This is a genomic window from Streptomyces sp. NPDC005803 (assembly GCF_040630435.1).
Taxonomy (GTDB): domain Bacteria; phylum Actinomycetota; class Actinomycetes; order Streptomycetales; family Streptomycetaceae; genus Streptomyces.
On record NZ_JBEXXO010000023.1, the window covers coordinates 758 to 18,716 of the forward strand.

At 73.6% G+C, this 17,959-nt stretch carries 16 protein-coding genes; 12 read left to right on the forward strand and 4 right to left on the reverse strand.

All coding sequences use genetic code 11. The features are described from left to right. Together ABZ454_RS28380 and ABZ454_RS28385 are read left to right on the forward strand one after the other, a co-directional pair. On the forward strand, positions 1 to 1,325 hold a 1,325-nt coding region (locus ABZ454_RS28380; RefSeq protein WP_359542123.1), incomplete at its 5' end, for a hypothetical protein. Beyond that, positions 1,325 to 2,065 (forward strand): tetratricopeptide repeat protein, encoded by a 741-nt coding sequence (locus tag ABZ454_RS28385; RefSeq protein ID WP_359542126.1) that lies wholly within the window; start codon positions 1,325 to 1,327, stop codon positions 2,063 to 2,065. The genes ABZ454_RS28380 and ABZ454_RS28385, both read left to right, overlap by 1 nt. A gap of 61 nt (positions 2,066 to 2,126) precedes the next feature. Here ABZ454_RS28385 and ABZ454_RS28390 read toward each other — a convergent pair whose 3' ends face one another. Then, positions 2,127 to 3,404 carry a DUF1015 domain-containing protein gene (locus tag ABZ454_RS28390; RefSeq protein ID WP_356324729.1) on the reverse strand — a complete coding sequence of 426 codons (1,278 nt, stop codon included), beginning with the start codon at positions 3,402 to 3,404 and terminating at the stop codon, positions 2,127 to 2,129. Between the two features lie 71 nt (positions 3,405 to 3,475). On the opposite strand from ABZ454_RS28390, the gene ABZ454_RS28395 reads away from it, so the two are divergent. The 4 genes from ABZ454_RS28395 to ABZ454_RS28410 all read left to right on the forward strand — a co-directional run bounded on the left by ABZ454_RS28395 (position 3,476) and on the right by ABZ454_RS28410 (position 7,665). After that, complete coding sequence (locus ABZ454_RS28395; protein WP_356324731.1) at positions 3,476 to 4,504, forward strand: HAD hydrolase-like protein; 1,029 nt, start codon at positions 3,476 to 3,478, stop codon at positions 4,502 to 4,504. A gap of 166 nt (positions 4,505 to 4,670) precedes the next feature. Beyond that, positions 4,671 to 5,693, forward strand: coding sequence for an iron chelate uptake ABC transporter family permease subunit (locus ABZ454_RS28400; protein WP_356324757.1), 1,023 nt, complete (start codon positions 4,671 to 4,673; stop codon positions 5,691 to 5,693). Next, complete coding sequence (locus ABZ454_RS28405; RefSeq protein ID WP_359542129.1) at positions 5,693 to 6,772, forward strand: iron chelate uptake ABC transporter family permease subunit; 1,080 nt, start codon at positions 5,693 to 5,695, stop codon at positions 6,770 to 6,772. The genes ABZ454_RS28400 and ABZ454_RS28405 overlap by 1 nt, the downstream gene beginning before the upstream one ends. An 80-nt stretch (positions 6,773 to 6,852) precedes the next feature. Further along, the gene (locus ABZ454_RS28410; RefSeq protein ID WP_359542131.1) at positions 6,853 to 7,665 is read left to right on the forward strand and encodes an ABC transporter ATP-binding protein; all 813 of its coding nucleotides are present in this window, start codon (positions 6,853 to 6,855) and stop codon (positions 7,663 to 7,665) included. Between the two features lie 76 nt (positions 7,666 to 7,741). Here the strand turns inward: ABZ454_RS28410 and ABZ454_RS28415 are convergent, their stop codons facing one another. Continuing rightward, entirely contained in the window at positions 7,742 to 8,089 is a 348-nt protein-coding gene (locus tag ABZ454_RS28415; protein ID WP_356324737.1) for an SCP2 sterol-binding domain-containing protein, read from the reverse strand. 97 nt (positions 8,090 to 8,186) lie between these two features. Between ABZ454_RS28415 and ABZ454_RS28420 the strand changes: the two genes are divergently transcribed. From ABZ454_RS28420 to ABZ454_RS28440, 5 genes are all read left to right on the forward strand, one after another. Beyond that, positions 8,187 to 8,462, forward strand: coding sequence for a hypothetical protein (locus ABZ454_RS28420; protein WP_359542275.1), 276 nt, complete (start codon positions 8,187 to 8,189; stop codon positions 8,460 to 8,462). 7 nt (positions 8,463 to 8,469) lie between these two features. Then, entirely contained in the window at positions 8,470 to 9,285 is an 816-nt protein-coding gene (locus ABZ454_RS28425; protein WP_356324739.1) for a TlyA family RNA methyltransferase, read from the forward strand. Next, positions 9,282 to 10,187: an NAD kinase gene (locus ABZ454_RS28430; RefSeq protein ID WP_356324741.1), complete on the forward strand. Its 906-nt coding sequence runs from the start codon at positions 9,282 to 9,284 to the stop codon at positions 10,185 to 10,187. The genes ABZ454_RS28425 and ABZ454_RS28430 overlap by 4 nt, the downstream gene beginning before the upstream one ends. A gap of 83 nt (positions 10,188 to 10,270) precedes the next feature. Continuing rightward, a complete protein-coding gene (gene recN / locus ABZ454_RS28435) occupies positions 10,271 to 12,016 on the forward strand; it encodes a DNA repair protein RecN (protein WP_359542134.1) in 1,746 nt (581 codons plus the stop codon). 500 nt (positions 12,017 to 12,516) lie between these two features. After that, positions 12,517 to 13,614, forward strand: a complete 1,098-nt coding sequence (locus ABZ454_RS28440) for a glycosyltransferase family 4 protein (protein ID WP_359542137.1) — start codon at positions 12,517 to 12,519, stop codon at positions 13,612 to 13,614. 44 nt (positions 13,615 to 13,658) lie between these two features. Here the strand turns inward: ABZ454_RS28440 and ABZ454_RS28445 are convergent, their stop codons facing one another. Continuing rightward, positions 13,659 to 15,284 carry a PucR family transcriptional regulator gene (locus tag ABZ454_RS28445; RefSeq protein WP_359542139.1) on the reverse strand — a complete coding sequence of 542 codons (1,626 nt, stop codon included), beginning with the start codon at positions 15,282 to 15,284 and terminating at the stop codon, positions 13,659 to 13,661. 295 nt (positions 15,285 to 15,579) lie between these two features. Here ABZ454_RS28445 and ABZ454_RS28450 point away from each other — a divergent pair, with 295 nt between their 5' ends. After that, entirely contained in the window at positions 15,580 to 16,410 is an 831-nt protein-coding gene (locus ABZ454_RS28450; RefSeq protein ID WP_359542277.1) for a sulfurtransferase, read from the forward strand. A gap of 213 nt (positions 16,411 to 16,623) precedes the next feature. Here ABZ454_RS28450 and ABZ454_RS28455 read toward each other — a convergent pair whose 3' ends face one another. Further along, positions 16,624 to 17,751: an MFS transporter gene (locus ABZ454_RS28455; protein ID WP_359542279.1), complete on the reverse strand. Its 1,128-nt coding sequence runs from the start codon at positions 17,749 to 17,751 to the stop codon at positions 16,624 to 16,626. Between the last annotated feature and the right edge of the window lie 208 nt (positions 17,752 to 17,959).

A 17,959-nucleotide genomic window follows, 5' to 3' on the forward strand; every position in this document is an offset into this window, starting at 1 on the left:
TCGTGACGACAGCCGTGGTGGTTCGTCCGGTGGTGGGTTCCGTCGTGACGACAGTCGTGGTGGTTCGTCCGGTGGTGGGTTCCGTCGTGACGACAGTCGTGGTGGTTCGTCCGGTGGTGGGTTCCGTCGTGACGACAACCGTGGCCCTTCCTCCGGCGGTGGGTTCCGTCGTGATGACCGGGCTCCGCGTCGGGATGATGACCGTGGTGGGCGTCCGGGTGGTGGCTTCGAGCGCCGCGACGACCGGCCGCGCGGGCCGCGTCGCGATGACGACAACCGCAGCGGTGGCTTCCGCCGTGACGACAGCCGTGGCGGTTCGTCCGGCGGCGGTTTCCGCCGTGACGACAGCCGTGGCGGTTCTGCCGGCGGTGGCTTCCGCCGTGATGACAGTCGTGGTGGTTCGTCGGGCGGTGGGTTCCGTCGTGACGACAACCGTGGCCCTTCCTCCGGCGGTGGGTTCCGTCGTGATGACCGGGCTCCGCGTCGGGATGATGACCGTGGTGGGCGTCCGGGTGGTGGCTTCGAGCGCCGCGACGACCGGCCGCGCGGGCCGCGTCGCGATGACGACAACCGCAGCGGTGGCTTCCGCCGTGACGACAGCCGTGGCGGTTCGTCCGGTGGTGGGTTCCGCCGTGACGACAGCCGTGGCGGTTCGTCCGGTGGTGGGTTCCGCCGTGACGACAGCCGTGGCGGTTCGTCCGGTGGTGGGTTCCGTCGTGATGACCGGGCTCCGCGTCGGGATGATGACCGTGGTGGGCGTCCGGGTGGTGGCTTCGAGCGCCGCGACGACCGGCCGCGCGGGCCGCGTCGCGATGACGACAACCGCAGCGGTGGCTTCCGTCGCGATGACAACCGTGGCGGTTCTGCCGGCGGTGGCTTCCGCCGTGACGACAACCGAGGCCCTTCCTCCGGCGGTGGGTTCCGTCGAGATGACCGGGCTCCGCGTCGGGATGATGACCGTGGTGGGCGTCCGGGTGGTGGCTTCGAGCGCCGCGACGACCGGCCGCGCGGCCCGCGTCGCGATGACGACAACCGCAGCGGTGGCTTCCGCCGTGACGACAGCCGTGGCGGTTCGTCGGGCGGTGGGTTCCGTCGCGATGACAGTCGTGGCGGTTCGTCCGGTGGTGGGTTCCGTCGTGACGACAGCCGTGGCGGTGGATTCCGTGGTCAGCGGGACGACCGGGACCGTGGTGGCTACCGTGGGCGCGACGACCGTGGTGGGTACGAGCGGCGGGACGACCGGGACCGTGAGCCCATCAAGCGGCTCCCCATCCCTGACGACGTCACCGGCCACGAGATCGACGGGGACGTCCGCCAGGAGCTGATGAGCCTCCCGAAGACTCTGGCCGAGGACGTCGCCAGGAACCTGGTCATGGTGGCGCGGCTCATCGACGAGGACCCCGAGCAGGCGTACGCGTACTCGCGCATCGCCCTGCGACTGGCCTCGCGTGTGGCCGCCGTGCGGGAGGCGGCGGGCTTCGCCGCCTACGCCACCCAGAAGTACGCGGAGGCCCTGGCGGAGTTCCGGGCGTCCCGGCGGATGACCGGTTCCGTGGAGCTGTGGCCCGTCATGGCCGACTGCGAGCGCGGACTGGGCCGGCCCGAGCGGGCCCTGGCCATGGCGGGCGAGCCCGAGGTGCAGAAGCTGGACAAGGCCGGTCAGGTCGAGATGCGTCTGGTGGCTGCCGGAGCCCGCCGGGACATGGGGCAGATCGACGCCGCCATCGTGACGCTGCAGAGCTCCGAGCTCGCGTCCAGTGCCGTGCACCCGTGGACGCCGCGTCTGCGTTACGCCTACGCGGACGCGCTGCTGGCCGCAGGGCGCGAGGACGAGGCGCGCGAGTGGTTCGGGAAGGCCCTGGAGGCCGACAAGGACGGTTCCACGGACGCGTCGGACCGCCTCGCCGAGCTGGACGGTGTCGAGTTCGTCGACGCCCTCGGTGACGACGAGGACGATGCCGTCACCACCGACGTGACGGCGCCGGTCGGGGATGACGCGGATGACGACATCGACGACGAGGACGACGACGATGACGACGAGGACGACGGTCCCGTCAAGGCGTAACGCGTAGGAAGAGGGCGGCACCCCACAGGGGGTGCCGCCCTCTTCCGCGTCCGGGGGCGGGTCAGCCGAGAGTCAGGCTGCGCAGGACCAGGCCCGTGGCCGGCTTGGGGCCGAAGGAGGTCGACTTACGTGGCATGGTCACGCCCTGCCGGGCCAGGTCACGGACGAGCTCTTCGCGCACCGGGTGCATCAGCACCGCCGTGGAGTCGTGGCGCTCGGCCTGCTCGACGGCTGCCTCCGTGTCGTGGATGTAAGCGATGTGGGCCGGGTCGTCGGGGATCTGCCAGACGTGGTCGAGCAGTGCCGAGTGCAGGACCGTCGCATCGAGGGTGCGCCAGGCGACCGGCCGGTCCGCGGGAACGGTACGGGCCAGCAGAGCCTCGTCCGGGCGGTCGACCAGGTGGAAGCCGCCGGTGCCCGCGAGCAGGAAGGCGTTGCCCTCGGCGGCCGCCTCGGCCAGGGTCTCCAGTGCCCGGGGGAGTGGCCCCTCGACGGCGCGGACGCGGAACAGGCCGTCCAGCGCGGCGAGCGCCTCGGCGACGGGCAGGCCGTGCAGCAGCCGGTGGATGGAGCGGACCCGGAGCGGGTAACGGGCCGTGTCGACCAGGAGGACCAGGCCGAAGTCCCAGGGGCCGGGCACCGTGTGTTCCTGCTGGAGCCGGAGGTAGGTGGCCCAGCGGTGGTGGCCGTCGGCGATCAGCGCCTGGTGACCGGCCAGGTCCGCTTCGATCTCCGCACGGTCGGCGGGGTCGGTGACCGCCCACAGCCGGTGGCCGTAGCCGTCCTCGGTGGTGGTGGCGAGCAGCGGCGGGCGGTGGATGGTCCGCTCGATGACCGCGGTCGCACCCGTGGGGCCGCCGTCGCTGCGGTAGGTCAGCAGCAGCGGTTCGAGGTGCGCCGCGGTGGTCCGCATCAAGTCGGCGCGGTCCTCGACCACATGGGCCATCACGTCCTCGTGCGGGAGCACGATGCCCTCGGCCGGGCCCGAGAGCGCCAGCGCGCCGATGACGCCGCGCTGCAGCATTTCGCCGTCGCGCTGCTCGTACACGTACAGCGTCGGCTCGGGATCGGGAGCGAGCACTCCCTCGGCCAGCCAGCGGTTCAGGGTCGCGGCGGCCTGCTCGTGCCGGGCGGTCGCGGAGTCGGCCTGCGGCAGGATCAGACGCACGATGTTGTGCGGATCCGCCGATTCCAGGTGGAGCAGCCCGTCGGGCCGTACGACGACGTCGTAGGGGGGTGAGGTCACCGCGGCGAGACTGCCGACCTGCTCAGGGACATAGCGCAGTCCACGGAACGGAGTCAGACGCAGTCCACGGTCCACCGGGCCTCGTGTTGTCATTTCTGCATCGTATGTGCGATCCAGGGATGCGCGATGATCGGGGGAGAAGCAGGCAACGAGGAGCGCGGGATATGAGCCAGACGAGCAGGACCAGGCCGAGCGGGAGCAGCACCGCGCTGAGCGAGGCGTACGACACGGCGCTGCTGGATCTCGACGGGGTGGTGTACGCGGGCGGCCTGGCGATCGACCATGCCGTCGAGGCGCTCGGCGCCGCGCGGAACGGCGGGATGCACCTGGCGTACGTCACCAACAACGCGCTGCGGACTCCGGCCGCGGTGGCGGACCACCTGACCGAGTTGGGGGTGCCCGCCGAGCCCGCCGATGTGATCACCTCGGCGCAGGCCGTGGCCCGGCTGATCGCCGATCAGTTGCCGTCCGGAGCACGGGTGTTGGTGATCGGCGGGGAAGGACTGCGGGTGGCGCTGCGTGAACGGGGGCTGGTGCCGGTGGAGTCGGCGGACGACGAACCGGTCGCCGTGGCGCAGGGATACGGCGGCCCGGACCTGGCGTGGGGCCGGTTCGCCGAGGCGTCGTACGCCATCAACGCCGGGCTGCCGTGGTTCGCGTCCAACACGGATCTGACGATTCCGGGCGCCCGGGGGATCGCGCCGGGCAACGGGGCGGCCGTGGAGGTCGTGCGGATCGCCACCGGGGCCGAGCCGCAGGTGGCCGGGAAGCCGCTGCCGCCGATGCACCGCGAGACGGTGCTGCGGACGGGCGCCGAGCGGCCGCTCGTGGTCGGGGACCGGCTCGACACGGACATCGAGGGGGCGTTCAACGGAGGTGTCGACTCCCTGCTGGTGCTCACCGGGGTGACGGACGCGGCGCAGTTGGTGGCCGCGGTGCCCGAGCACCGGCCGACGTACGTGGACGCCGACCTGCGCGGCCTGCTCACGGGGCAGCCCGAGGTCACGCGGACGGATGAGGCACACGCCTGTGGGGGCTGGACGGCATCCGTCCGCGGCGGGGCGCTGGTGCTGGAGGGCGACGGGGAGCCGCTCGACGGTCTGCGGGCGCTGTGCGGTGCGGCGTGGTCGCACGCCGGGGACGGTTCGTGCGAACTGGAGGCGGGGAAGGCGGTGGCCCGGCTCGGGCTGTAGGGCGAGCGTCGGGGCGGCGCCGGTCGGCTCGTACGTTTCGCGACGGAGCGGGCCGTGAGGAGCGGCTTCGAGCGGTCGGCGGGGGCGGCCCGATCGAGCCCATGGGAGGCTAGGCTAACCTAACCGCGTGTTGGTTGAGAGTCCTCCGAACCCGAGCGCAGGCCCCATGGCCGCGCCGGACAGCGCCGCGCCCCCCAGGCGCCATGCGGTACGCGCCGCAGGGCTTCTGGTGGCGGTGGCCGCCCTGGTGCTGGTGTGCCTGGCGAGTGTCGCGATCGGCGCCAAGGCGCTCCCGCTCTCCGATGTGTGGCACGGCCTGTTCCATGACGCGGGGAGCGGCGACGACGTCCTCGTACGGAAGGTGCGCATCCCCCGGACCGTGCTCGGGCTGATCGTCGGCGCCGCGCTCGGACTGGCCGGGGCCGTGATGCAGGCGCTGACCCGCAACCCGCTGGCCGAGCCCGGGCTGCTCGGGGTCAACGCGGGCGCGTCGGCGGCGGTCGTCTCCGCCATCAGCTTCTTCGGCGTCACCTCGCTGACCGGGTACGTCTGGTTCGCCTTCGCCGGAGCCGCGATCGTCTCGGTCGCCGTGTACCTGCTCGGCGGCAGCCGGTCCGCCAATCCCGTACGGCTCGCGCTGGCCGGGACGGCCGTCACCGCCGCGCTGTACGGCTACGTCAACGCCGTACAGCTGCTGGACTCGGCGGCGCTGGACCGGCTGCGGTTCTGGACCGTCGGCTCGCTGGCCTCCGCGAACATGGAGACCGTCGGCAAGGTGTGGCCGTTCATCGCGCTCGGCGTGCTCCTCACCCTGCTCATCGCGCGGCCGCTCAACGCCCTGGAGATGGGCGACGACACGGCGCGGGCGCTGGGCGCCCATCTGACCCGGACCCGGGTCCTCGCGATGCTCGCCGTCACCCTGCTGTGCGGGGCCGCGACGGCCGCCTGCGGGCCGATCGTCTTCATCGGGCTGATGATCCCGCACCTGGTGCGCGCGATCACCGGTCCCGACATGCGGTGGATCCTGCCGTACGCGGCCGTGCTCTCCCCGGTGCTCCTGCTCGGCGCGGACGTGGTCGGCCGGATCGTCGCGCGTCCGTCCGAACTCCAGGTGGGCATCGTCACCGCGCTGCTCGGCGGACCCGTCTTCATCCACCTCGTACGACGCAAGAGGATGTCCCAGCTGTGATGGCCACCCAGGAGGAGACGCCGGCCGAGGTCGCGGGGACGGCGCGTTCGGTGCGGGCCGTGCGGACGGCCGGCGGCTACTCGTTCCGGATCAACGTCCGGGCGTCCCTCGTCATCCTGTTGCTCGCCGTGGTGGCCGCGGGCACGGCCGTCGTCCTCATCGGCAGCGGCGACTTCGCGATGACGCCGGGCGAGGTCGTCACCACGCTCCTCGGACACGGCACCTTCCAGCAGGAGTTCATCGTCACGGACCTGCGCCTGCCGCGGGTGCTGGTCGGACTCCTCGTCGGGGCGACGCTCGGCGCCGGCGGCGCCGTGTTCCAGACCATCTCGCGCAACCCGCTCGGCAGTCCCGACGTACTCGGCTTCGGCCAGGGCGCGACCGTGGGCGCGCTGACCGTGATCGTGCTCTTCCAGGGCGGTGCGGCCGCCGTCGCGGGCGGTGCGGTGGCCGGTGGCCTGCTGACCGGGGTCGCCGTCTATCTGCTGGCGTGGAAGCGCGGAGTCCACGGGTTCCGGCTCGTCCTGGTCGGGATCGGCGCGGCGGCCATGCTCACCGCCGCTACCCAGTACCTGATCACCAAGGCGAATCTGGTCGACGCGACCCGTGCCGTCGTCTGGATGACCGGATCGCTCGACGGCCGGGACTGGGCCCAGGTCTGGCCCCTGCTCGTGGTGTGCGCCCTGCTGCTTCCGGTGGTGTACGGGCACGGGCCGGCCCTGCGGGTGATGGAGATGGGCGACGACGCCGCGTACGCGCTCGGCGTACGGGTCGAACGCACCCGGCTCGTCCTGATGGGCTCGGCCGTACTGCTCGTCGCCGTCGCCACGGCGGCCGCGGGGCCGATCGCGTTCGTCTCGCTGAGCGCCCCGCAGCTCGCCCGCCGGCTCACCCGCTCCACCGGCCCCAACCTGGTGGCCGCGACCTTCATGGGTGCGGCCCTCCTCCTCGTCGCCGACTGGGTCTCGATGGAGGCCTTCGGCGACCGCCAACTGCCCGTCGGGGTCGTCACCGGGGTGCTCGGCGGCTGCTATCTGCTGTGGCTCCTGGTGTCCGAGCGCAAGGCGGGCCGCATATGAAAGCCGGGGCGCGGCGGGCGCCCGGCACCGATTCCGCTTCCCGTCCCCTCACCGATCCGACGCACCCCCGGAGTACGACCATGCAGCGCCTCACCGCGGACTCGGTGACCCTCGGCTACGACCAGCGGGTCATCGCGGAGAACCTCTCGGTCGAGATCCCCGACCACTCGTTCACCGTGATCGTCGGCCCCAACGCCTGCGGGAAGTCCACGCTGCTGCGGGCGCTCTCCCGGATGCTGAAGCCCACCCGTGGCCGGGTGCTGCTGGACGGGGAGGCGATCCACGGCCTGCCCGCGAAGAAGGTCGCCAGGACGCTGGGGCTCCTGCCCCAGTCCTCGATCGCGCCGGAGGGCATCACGGTCGCGGATCTCGTGGCCCGCGGGCGCTACCCGCACCAGGGACTGCTGCGGCAGTGGTCACCCGAGGACGAACGCATTGTCGAGGAATCGATGGCGTCGACCGGCGTCGGCGCGCTGGCTGATCGCTATGTCGACGAATTGTCCGGCGGCCAGCGCCAGCGGGTCTGGATCGCGATGGCGCTCGCACAGCAGACACCGCTGCTGCTGCTGGACGAGCCGACGACGTACCTCGACATCCAGCACCAGATCGACGTGCTCGACCTGTGCGCGGAACTGCACGAGACGCAGGGGCGCACGCTGGTGGCGGTCCTGCACGACCTGAACCACGCCGCGCGCTACGCCACCCACCTCATCGCCATGCGGGAGGGCGAGATCATCGCCGAGGGCGCGCCCGGGGACATCGTCACCGCGGAGCTCGTGGAGCGGGTGTTCGGGCTGCGGTGCCAGGTGATCCCCGATCCTGAGACGGGGACGCCGCTGGTGGTGCCGGCCGCGCGGGTGCGCGGCCCGCGGGTCGCGGTCGCGGACGCGTGACAGGCGGCCACGCCGCGTCCTCGCGCGCCGGACGGGCTTGAGAGGCGCCCTGGAGCCCCGGACGGACGTGAGGCGGCTACAGCAGCGATCTCAGCTTCAGCAGGTCGCGGAAGCCGGCCTCCAGGCGGACGCGGCCCGAGCCCCACGCCTTGGCGAAGTTCAGCTCGCCGTCCACCATCGCCACCAGGTCGTCGCCGGTCATCGCGAGACGGATCTCGGCCTTCTCCCGGGGCGGCCCGCCGACCGTGTCCAGCACCTGGATCCGGCCGTCGGTGAGGCGTCCGGTGAACGTCACGTCGAGGTCCTTGATGTGGCAGCTGAGCGAACGGTCGAGCGCCGCCGCGCCGCGCACGTCGCCGTCCGCGCCCGCGAGGTTGTCGGAAAGTCTGTCGAGTGCGCTGCGGCACTCCGCCATGGTCGCCATCGTCCCCGACGGTACCTCAGCCCTTCGCGGTAGCGTTTCCCGCATGAGCGACTCGATGCCGGAGCCGGACCCCACCGCCGCGGCCGCGCCCGGGGAGATGCCGCAGGACGTACCGGGGGAGGCGTCCGCCGCGGCGTCCCACGAGCCTGCCGGACCGGCGCCGCTCGGCGTCGTACGCACGCCCACCGGCGACGCGGGCGTGGACGCGCACCTGGACCGGCTGGCCGATGCGGACCACCTCCCGGCGGACGGACACATCGAGGTGTACGAGGATGTACACCGTGGCCTGCGCGACGCGCTGACCGCGCTGGACGCCAGGCCCGCACCCGCACCGGTACCCGCACCGATGCCCTCGTACGACCACAGGAGCTGAACCGAACGTGGCAGGAGTGGCCCGTCGCCGCCTCGACGCCGAGCTGGTACGCCGAAAACTCGCCCGCTCACGCGAGCACGCCAGCCAGCTGATCGCCGCAGGACGGGTGACCGTCGGCGGCAACACCGCGACCAAACCGGCCACCCAGGTCGAGACGAGTGCCGCCCTCGTCGTCACCAAGGACGACAGCGACCCCGAGTACGTCTCGCGGGGCGGTCACAAGCTGGCGGGCGCCCTCGCCGCCTTCGTCCCCCTGGGGCTGGAGGTGGAGGGGCGGCGGGCACTGGACGCCGGGGCGTCGACCGGCGGGTTCACCGATGTGCTGCTGCGGGCCGGAGCGGCTCCGGTCGTGGCCGTGGACGTCGGCTACGGGCAGCTCGCCTGGTCGCTCCAGTCCGATGAACGCGTCATCGTCAAGGACCGTACCAACGTGCGGGAACTGACCCTGGACGCCATCGACGGCGAGGCGGTGGACCTGGTGGTGGGCGACCTGTCGTTCATCCCGCTCGGACTGGTGCTGCCCGCCCTGGCGCGCTGCGCCGCCCCCGACGCGGACCTGGTCCTCATGGTCAAGCCGCAGTTCGAGGTGGGCAAGGAACGCCTCGGCAGCGGCGGTGTGGTGCGCAGCCCCGAACTGCGCGCCGAAGCGGTACGGGAGGTGGCCCGCCGGGCCTGGGCGCTGGGCCTGGGCGTGCGGGGTGTGACGGCGAGCCCGCTGCCCGGGCCGTCGGGGAACGTCGAGTACTTTCTGTGGCTGCGGGCCGGAGCACCGGAACTGGATCCCGCAGATGTCGACCGTGCAGTGGCGGAGGGGCCTCGTTGACGACGAATGCGGCACGAACAGTCTTTCTCTTGGCACACACCGGCCGGCCGGCCGCGATCCGCAGTGCCGAGCTCGTCGTCCAGGGGCTGCTCCGCAGCGGCCTGGGCGTCCGGGTGCTCGCGACGGAGGCGGCCGATCTGCCGCTTCCGCCATCCGTCGAGACCGTCACGGACGCCACGCCCGAGGCGGTGAACGGCTGCGAGCTCCTGATCGTCCTCGGCGGCGACGGAACCCTCCTGCGGGGTGCGGAGCTCTCGCGCGCCTCGGGAGTCCCGATGCTCGGCGTCAACCTGGGCCGGGTCGGCTTCCTCGCCGAGGCCGAGCGCGACGACCTCGACAAGGTGGTCGACCGGGTCGTCACCCGGGCGTACACCGTCGAGGAGCGCATGACGCTCGACGTCCTCGTGCACAGCAACGGCGAGGTCGTCCACACCGACTGGGCGCTCAACGAGGCGGCCGTGCAGAAGGTGTCGCCCGAGCGGATGCTGGAGGTCGTGCTGGAGATCGACGGCCGGCCCGTCACCGGCTTCGGCTGCGACGGCATCGTGTGCGCGACGCCCACCGGCTCGACCGCGTACGCCTTCTCGGCCGGCGGCCCCGTCGTCTGGCCCGAGGTCGAGGCGCTGCTGATGGTCCCGATCAGCGCCCACGCGCTGTTCGCCAAACCGCTGGTGACCTCGCCGACGTCGGTGCTCGCCGTCGAGGTCCAGCCCCACACCCCGCACGGCGTCCTGTGGTGCGACGGGCGCAGGACCGTGGAGCTGCCCGCGGGCGCGCGCGTCGAGGTCCGGCGCGGCACCGTGCCCGTACGGCTGGCACGGCTGCACCAGGCGTCGTTCACGGACCGGCTGGTGGCCAAGTTCGCGCTGCCCGTGTCCGGGTGGCGGGGCGCACCGCACTGACCCCGAGCACACGCGTTCGGACCGCGGATCCGGCGCCGCCGCCGTGGCCCGTGTGCGCGCGGGCCACGAAACCTCGTATGGTCATGTGCGTGTTGGAGGAGATGCGGATACGGTCGCTCGGAGTCATCGACGACGCGGTGGTGGAACTGTCACCCGGTTTCACCGCGGTGACCGGTGAGACCGGCGCGGGCAAGACCATGGTCGTCACCAGCCTGGGGCTGCTGCTCGGCGGACGCGCCGATCCCGCCCTGGTGCGGATCGGCGCCAAGGCCGCCGTCGTCGAGGGCCGGATCACGGTGACCGAGGGTGACGCGGTGGCCTCGCGGGCCGAGGAGGCCGGGGCCGAGATCGAGGACGGTGCGCTGCTCATCAGCCGTACCGTCTCCGCGGAAGGGCGCTCCCGGGCCCATCTGGGCGGCAGGTCCGTGCCGGTCGGAGTGCTGGCCGAACTCGCCGACGAACTCGTCGCCGTGCACGGCCAGACCGACCAGCAGGGGCTGCTCAAGCCGGCCCGGCAGCGGCAGGCCCTGGACCGGTACGCGGGCGACGGCGTCGCCGTGCCCCGTGCCACGTACGCGGCGGCCTACCGGCGGCTGCGCGAGGTCGCCGGTGAGCTCGACGAGCTGACGACGCGCGCCCGCGAACGGGCCCAGGAAGCCGACCTGCTGCGCTTCGGGCTGAACGAGATCGCCGCCGTCGCACCGCTGCCCGGCGAGGACACCGAGCTCGCCGCCGAGGCCCAGCGCCTCGGCCACGCCGACGCGCTCGCCTCCGCCGCCGCGCTCGCGCACACCGCGCTGGCCGGAAACCCGGAGGACCCGGAGGCGCTCGACGCGACGACCGTCGTCGCGGCCGCCGGACAGGCCCTGGACGGGGTGCGCGCCCACGACCCGGCGCTCGCCGCGCTCGCCGACCGGGTCGGTGAGATCTCCATCCTGCTCGCCGACGTGTCGGGCGAACTGTCCGGGTACGCCGACCAGCTGGACTCCGACCCGCTACGGCTCGCCGCGGTCGAGGAGCGCCGGGCCTCGCTCACGGGGCTCACCCGCAAGTACGGCGTGGACATCGCCGCCGTGCTGGCCTGGGCCGAGGAGGGCGCCGCCCGGCTGACCGAGCTGGAGGGCGACGACGACCGGATCGGCGAACTGACCGCGGAGCGGGACGCGCTGCGCGCCGAACTCTCCCAGCTCGGCCAGGCGTTGACCGACGCGCGCACGGCGGCCGCCGCGCTCTTCGCCGAAGCGGTGACCGAGGAGCTGGCCTCCCTCGCGATGCCGCACGCCCGGGTCTCCTTCGACATCCGGCAGACCGAGGCGGCGGACGAGGCGTCCGGCATCGAGATCGGCGGCCGCAACGTGGCCTACGGGCCCTCCGGCGCCGACGAGGTCGAACTCCTGCTGGCCCCGCACCCCGGCGCCCAGCCCCGCCCCATCGCCAAGGGCGCGTCGGGCGGCGAACTGTCCCGGGTGATGCTCGCCGTCGAGGTGGTCTTCGCCGGCTCGGACCCCGTACCCACCTACCTCTTCGACGAGGTCGACGCGGGCGTCGGCGGCAAGGCGGCCGTCGAGGTCGGCAGGCGGCTGGCGAAGCTCGCCAGGTCGGCCCAGGTCGTGGTCGTCACCCACCTGCCCCAGGTGGCCGCGTTCGCCGACCGGCAGCTGCTGGTCGAGAAGACCGTGGACGGCTCGGTGACCAGGAGCGGTGTCACGGTCCTGGAGGGCGAGGACCGGGTACGCGAGCTCTCCCGGATGCTCGCCGGCCAGGAGGACTCCGAGACGGCCCGGGCGCACGCGGAGGAACTGCTCGCCACGGCACGGGCGGACGTCTGAGGGCTTCGTCGGATCCCGTGCGCGCGACGAGGGTCCGGCCGGCCTCGTTCGCCTGACGAGGTCCGGTCCGGCGTCGTTCGCGCGCTGAGGGCTTCGGCCGGCCCCGTTCGCAGGGAGACGGCTTCGCCCGGCCCGTTCGCGTGCGTGGGAGTGAGCGGGGTGCGGCAGGAGCCGCTGCCGCCGCCGGCGTGCTCGTTCCCGGGCTCCGGGGCCGGAGCGGGGGGCTCGCTCGTCGCCGTGCGGCGGGCGGCCGGCACGGCGGCCCGCGTCACGCGGCTCGCCGAGACGTCCGGCAGGCGCTGATCCGGCGTCCGGAAGTCCTGGGTTCACGGGGATTTCACCCGTGCGGGTGGTGCGCCACGCCCGGTTTGTCGCGGTGCGCACCGGCGTACCGGTTCCGTCGTGCCGGAACGTGCGTACGGGCTGGCATCCTTGGCGGTGTACTGACGGCCGTGGTGAGGCCGTTCGCCCCGACTCGGGAGTCCCGGGAGCCATTCGACGTGTCACAGCTGCGTACGGTCCAAGTGCTGGGCGGCGGCAGTGCGGGCAGCAGCGCCCATGTCGGTTCGCTGGCCGCCGGGCTGGTCGCGCGCGGGGTGCACGTCACCGTCTGCGCTCCGGCCGCCCTGGACCGCGCCTACGCTTTCTCCGCCACGGGGGCCTGCTTCGCCCCCGTGCCGCGACGCGGTGACCCGGCCGCCGTCGCCGCGCTGCGGGCCGCCTGCGCGGGCGCCGACGTCGTGCACGCGCACGGGCTGCACGCCGCCGTGCGGGCCGCCCTGGCGCTCGGCGGCCGTCGGGTCCCGCTGGTCTTCACCTGGCACGCCCGGGCCCACGCCGAGGGCGCGCGCCGCCGGCTGCTGCATCTGCTGGAGCGAAGAGCCGCCCGGGCGGCGTCGGTGGTGCTCGGTGCGTCATCGGACCTGGTCGACCGGGCCCGGAGCCGCGGTGCGCGCGACGCCCGCCTCGCGCCCGTAGCCGCTCCCGCACCACGTGTCCCCGCGCCGCTCCCCGATGACAAGGTCCGGGCCGAACTCGGAGCGGTCGAGCGGCCGTTGATCATGGCGGTGGGCAGTCTCGTGCCGCATCACGGGTACGACACTTTGCTCGACGCCGCACGGATGTGGCGACGGCTCGACCCCGTGCCCCTGCTCGTCATCGCGGGCGAAGGGCGGGAGCGGGCGGCGCTGCGGCGCCGCATCAAGGCCGAGGACCTGCCCGTCTCGCTGATCGGCAGCCGCACCGACGTCCCCGAACTCCTCGCCGCCGCCGACCTGGCCGTGCTGTCCAGCCGCTGGGAGGGGCGTTCGGTGCTGGCCCAGGAGGCGTTGCGGATCGGTGTGCCGCTCGTCGCGACCGCGGTCGGCGGAGTGCCCGAACTCGTGGGGGACGCGGCCGAACTCGTGCCGTACGCGAACGCGGAGGCGCTGGGGCGGGCCGTCGCCCGGCTGCTCGGCGATCCGGCCGGACGGGCCCGGCTGGCGGCCGCCGGCCCCCGGCAGGCGGCGACGTGGCCGACCGAGGACGACACGATCGCCCACGTGCTCAGCGTGTACGACGAGTTGGTCCAGCCCCTCGGGGCGCCCCGCACCCGCTGAGGCGGGGGCTCACGTCCGTGCCCGCCCGCAGGACCGGACGGGCTTCACGTCGCGTGGCGGCGGGCACGCAGGGCCAGGCTCAGTGCCAGGACGGCCTGCGGGTCGTCCAGATCGGTGCCGAGCAGTTCCCCGATGCGGGCCAGCCGGTTGTACAGCGTCTGACGGTTGAGATGCAGTTCGCGCGCCGTCTCCGCCTTGCGCCCCGCATGGGCCAGATACGTCTCCAGCGTGGGCAGCAGCGGCGGGCGCGAGGTGCGGTCGTGGTCGCGCAGCGGGCCGATCGCCCGCTCGACGAACGCCGCCAGATCCGGATGGTCCCGCAGCCGCCACAGCAGCAGATCGATGTCCAGGCGCCGGGCGTCGTACCAGGGGCGGTCGCCGAGCCCCTGCGCCGCGGTGGCCGTCTCCGCCGCGTGGCGCAGCCCCGCACCGGCCGCCGCCCAGCCGCCCGCCACCCCGACCACCACGACGGGGGGATGCGAGCCCGCCCGCTCCAGGCCGGCCCGCTCCACCCCGGCCCGCAGCGCCGCGGCGACCCGGTCGGCCACCGCCGTACGCTCCGTCTCCGTACGCAGTCCCAGCAGCAGCGGCACCCGGCCCTCCACCGGCCGCACCCCGAGGAGCACCGGCACCCCCACCGAGGACAGCTCCTCCAGGACCGCGCGCGCCAGCAGCGCCCAGTTGCCGGAGGGGGAGAGCTCCGGAGCCAGCCGCATCACCACGGGCAGCAGCGGCATCTCGCCCGGTTTGAAACCCAGCACGCGGGCCTGCGCCGGCGCGTCCTCGGGCGCGATCCGGCCCTCGGCGAGATCGGTGAGGAAGTCGCCCCGGCCGCGCGCCGCGAGCTCCTCCTCCTGGCGGGCCTGCATCAGCACCACCGCGAGGATGCCCGCCGCCCGCTCCGCCGCCATCCGGTGCACCGGCACCAGCGGCCCGTCCACCGCCAGCAGGACCAGCCTGGCGCGCACCGAGCCGGCCCCCGGACCACCACCCGGCACATCTACCAGCAACGCGCCGACCGGCGGCGACTCGCGGGCCGCCCGCCCGCCGCGCATGCCGTCCCAGATCTGGAGCGGATCGGCGACGGCCGGGCCCGACCCGTTGCCCGCCGCATACAGCAGCTGGCCGTCGGCCGTCTCCAGGAAGACCGGGTTGGCGGTGAAGTCCGCCAGGATGCCGAGGACCTGCGGCACCCCGCCGCCACCGAGCAGCGCCTGGGTGCAGCGCCGGTGGACCTCCTCGGCCTGCCGCAGGAGCGCGTAGTGGCCGTTGACGATCTCGGTGTGGATCTCCTCCGTCACCGCCACGAACGGCACCTCGCGGTGCAGCTGGACCAGAGGCAGCCCGGCCGCGCGGGCGGCGTCCACGATCGAGGACGGCAGCCTGCTGAAGCGCGGACCGAGCTCCACCACGAGCGCGGCGATGCCGCGGTCGGCGAGCCGGCGGACGAACGCGCGCTGCTCGGCGGGGCGGGTGCCGAGCCCCAGACCGGTGGTCAGGAGCAGCTCACCGCCCTTGAGCAGCGACGCGATGTTGGGGACCTCGCCCGCGTGCACCCAGCGCACGGTGCGGCCGAGCCGGTCGGCGCCGGTCACCACCTCGGGGAGCCCGCCGCGCAGCCCTGGCAGCTCGAGGGCCCGCCGCACGGTGATGCCGCCCTGGGTCTCCACTGACTCTGGCCTCGCGCTTCGCGTCGGTCGGACCGGGCGGCCGCACGGTCGCGGTCGCCCTGGTCAGGAAGGTACCGGCCCGGGACGCCGGAGGCCTCGCCGGGGCCGTGAGCCGTTGACAGGGACGGGGCCCGCTGCGATCTTGACAACCTTGTACCCCGACCGTGTACCCCGACCAGTGGGAGGAACCGTGGGCGACGAGGTGCCTCCGTACGGGGACCGGGCCGGTCACACCGCCGGAACGGGCCGCCCGGACGTGCCCGTGAGCGCGGCGGACGCCCCGCCCCGCTTGCCCCTGCCCGGCCCGCTGGTCGGCGCCGACTGGCTCGCGGGGCGGCTCGGGTCCCCGGGGCTGCTGGTGCTCGACGCCTCCGTCGGCGCGCACCGGGGGACCGCACGGCGGATCGTCGGGGCGCGGCCGTTCGACATCGACGGCGCGCTCTCCGACCACGCGGGGCCGCTGCCCCACACCATGCCGGACGCGGGCAGGTTCACCGAGGAGCTGCGCTCCCTCGGCCTCCACGACGGCGACACGGTCGTCGTCTACGACGCGGTCGGCATCTACTCCAGCGCCCGCGCCTGGTGGATGCTGCGGGCGATGGGCTTCGACCGGGTCGCGGTGCTCGACGGGGGCCTGCCCGGCTGGGCGGCCGCCGGACTGCCGACGGAGGACGGCGCGCCCGCGGCCCCCGCGGAACGCGGTGACTTCACGGCCCGGCCGCGCGCACACCTGCTCGTCGGCGCCGACGAGGTGGCGGCGGCGCTCGCCGATCCGGCGTCCGCCGTCTTCGACGCCCGGTCCCGTGAACGCTTTCGCGGTACGGCCCCCGAGCCGCGCGCGAGCCTGCGCGGCGGCCATATGCCCGGGGCGGTCAACCTGCCCTTCGGCGAGATCCAGCACGAGGGCCGGATGCGCCCGGCGGCGGAACTGCGCGCCGCGTTCAGCGCCCTGGCGCAGGACCGGGAGCGGCTGCTCTTCAGCTGCGGATCGGGCGTCACCGCCTGCGTCCTGACGCTGGGCGCCGCGCTGGCCGGGTACCGCGACCTGGCGGTGTACGACGGCTCCTGGAGCGAGTGGGGCCTGCCCTCGGAGCACCGCCCGGTCGCGACGGGCCCGGAGACGTAGGGCCGGCTGGAGACGACGGTGCCGCGGTGAGCCCTTCGGTCCACCGCGGCGCGGCCCGGCCCGTGCAGGTTCCGGTGAGTTGTGTCATCTGGAGACCGAAAAGACCTGTGTTTTCTCGGCTCGATTCCGTGGTCGTGTCGGCGGTGCGGTCCCGTCTTCGCGTCGTTTCCTCGGCGGACGAGAAGCAGCACCGGCCGCCCGGTGGCGATGGCTCTAACCGGCGGACTCCGGTCCGAAAACTCGCAGCAGCCGCCCGCCGAGCAGTACCGCGCAGGCCCCGGCGGTCAGTAGCCCGCCGACGAGGAAGGCGCCCCGCACGCCGGCGAGCGGCAGGACCAGTCCGCCGAGCGCGGCGCCCGCAGCGATACCGGCGTTGTAGGAGCCGGAGTTCGCCGCGAGTGCGATATCGGTGCGGCCCGGAGCGCAATGCAGCATCGCGTTCTGGGTGGTCATGAAGACCGGCCCGAGTGCACTGCCCATCAGCGCCAGGAACACCACCGCGGCCACCGGCTCGGTGCCGACGGCATACAGACCGAGCATGCCCACCGCCTGCGTAGCAACGGCAGTGGTCAGCGCGGCCTGCGGAAAGCGGTCCAGCAAAGCCCCGGTGATGCTCACTCCGGCCAGACACGCAACCCCGAAAGCCACGAACAGGGCACTGACCGCGTTCGCGGAGAACCCGCTCACGTCGCCCAGGAACGTGACGATGTAGGTGTATCCCGTGAAGGCCCCGGCAGCGGACAGGGTCCCGGCCGCCAGTACGATCCCGAACCGGCGGACGTCGGGACTGGTTCCGTAGGCGGCGTCCTCCCCTTCCGGACGGGAGGTGGGCAGCAGAACGGCGATGGTCACCAGAGAGACGAGCCCCAGAGCCGCGAGCAAGGCGATGGGCATGTGCCAGCCGCTCCGCCGGCCCAGCCAGGTCCCGGCGGGAACACCGAGCACGAGGGCGAGCGATCCGGCGACGGACAGTGCTCCGACCACCCGTCCACGGACCTCGGGAGTGAACAGGCCCACCGCGACCGGCCCCATCACGGCCCAGAACAACGCTTGGGCGAGCGCGGTCAGCAGCCGCGCGACGAGGAGCACCCAGTAGGAGGTGGCCAGTGCTGCGACCAGGCTGGACACGACCAGCGCGGCCAGCAGTCCGGTGAGCACATGGCGTCGGGGCACGGCCCGCATGACATAGGCGAGCGGTAATGACGCGACGGCCACTGCCACGCCGTAACCGGTGACCAGGAGACCGACCGCGGACACTGACACCCGGAGGCTTTCGGAGATGAGCTCCAGGAGGCCGATCGGCAGATTTTCCGCGGTGTTGAGGGTGAAGGCGGCCAGCATCAGGGCCGCAAGCACCGCCCACCTGTGCCACGCAGGCGGATGCGTCGTGACCTTGCGGCCTCTTCCTGACCCCGCCCGTCGCGCCTGGTCCGTGGCACCGTTCATGTAGGTAGCTCACCGGGCCGGCCGGTCCCGCCGCAACCGAATTCATCTGCCGTGCGGAGAGCTCGGAGGGTGACCGGCGGAGCGCGGGATCGTCCTGACCTGC